Raw genomic sequence first — 1,734 nt, forward strand, 5'->3', positions numbered from 1 at the left:
GTCCCGCCCGTCCTTTTTGGACGGGCGGGACGCCCATCCCACAATCTTGTGGAAGTTATTTAATTCTCATTCCTAAGTTGTAGGGTGCGTCAGCCCGCCCTTCGATTCAGTTGAATCCAACAGCGACTGACGCACCTTATGAAGATTAACCCTTACCAACGATCAATTCTGCCTCTGATGCCGGTGCGGTTTCTTCGGGCGGCAATCCCAAAATATCGCTGTACAAATTGACGTATTTCCGCGCCGAAATATCCCAGCTAAAATCTTCTCTCATGCCGCGCTGTTGCAGTTCTCTCCACTTATCTTTGTAGCGGAAACCTTCCCAAGTTCTGATCATGCAGGTGAACAAGTCGAGGGGTTCGTAGCGATCGAAACAGTAACCGGTACCGGTATTGTCGATCGGGTTGTTGTGGGAAACGGTATCGACTAAACCGCCGGTGCGACGAACCATTGGCACGCACCCGTAGCGGAGGGCGAGCATTTGACTGATGCCGCAGGGCTCGAAACGGCTGGGCATCAGGAAGCTGTCACAGCCTGCGTAAACGCGCCGGGAGAGGGCCTCGTTGTAAAGTAGTTGGGTGGACATCCGACCGGGATAGCGGGCTGTCATTTGCCAGAGTTGGGTTTCGTAGTAGCGATCGCCCGTTCCAAGTACAATAAATTGAGCGTCCGTATAGGCCATGAACAGATCAAGCATTTGAATTATCAAATCCAATCCCTTTTGTTCTACCAGCCGCGTCACCATGCCGATCAAAAAGGCATTTTTATTTACTTCCAAACCGACTTCTTCTTGCAGCGCAATTTTATTAGCGGGGCGCTTTTCAATAGTATCAACACTAAATTGTTGATGGAGGTACTTGTCAGTTGCTGGGTTGTAAGATTCTGTATCAATTCCGTTCAAAATGCCCGATACTTTACCGCCGAGGTAAGACAGCAAACCTTCCAAAGTTTCCCCATAAGCTGTGGTTTTGATTTGCTCGGCGTAAGTCGGTGAAACTGTATTTACTCGATCGGCAAACTGTACGGCGGCAGCCATTGTATTGTGACCTTGCATATACCAAGGACACCAAGTCATCTGCTCCAAACGCCAGCGCCACGGCCCTTGATAAGCTAAATTGTGAATAGTAAAAACCGTGCTGATATCGGGGTCTTGGCTCATCCAAACAGGTATCATCCCCGTATGCCAGTCGTGACAGTGAATAATTTGAGGCTTCCAATGATTCCAGGCAAATTCAGCCGCAGCATTGGCAAAGAAAGTGAACCTCCAATCTTCATCTACACCGCCGTAAACGCGGCGCGGCAAGAAAGATGGATGTTGTAATAAGTATAAAGGTACATCGGTTCCGGGCAAAACACTTTCAAAGACTGAGAAGCTTTGGAACATGGCAGATCCATCCCAAACAGGTTTTTTGGGAACGTCCATTTTGTCGGGGACGAAACCGTAGTAGGGCATGAAGATGCGGACATCGTGGCCCATGCGCCGCAGAAATTTCGGCAAAGCGCCGACGACATCGCCCATACCGCCGACTTTGGCGAGGGGTGATGCTTCGGCGGATACAAATAAAATACGCATTATTTTTTTGTGTTCCTTGAGATTGTTAGTCTAGATTAAGTTTAAATGGCGAGTGGCACAATATTAACGCGCCTGCCAAAAACAAGTAAGTAGCTAGACAAAATTAATTACATAGTTTTCTCCAAATTCTTTCAGGATTTTTTCCACAGAGGTAACAAAAG

At 48.0% G+C, this 1,734-nt stretch carries 1 protein-coding gene; it reads right to left on the minus strand.

The genetic code is table 11. The features are described from left to right. Positions 1–145: 145 nt before the first annotated feature. Entirely contained in the window at positions 146–1,573 is a 1,428-nt protein-coding gene (gene glgA, locus QUA24_RS27165; protein ID WP_333233525.1) for a glycogen synthase GlgA, read from the minus strand. Positions 1,574–1,734 lie beyond the last annotated feature (161 nt).

The organism is Microcoleus sp. Pol12B5, from assembly GCF_036701335.1.
Taxonomy (GTDB): Bacteria; Cyanobacteriota; Cyanobacteriia; order Cyanobacteriales; family Microcoleaceae; genus Microcoleus.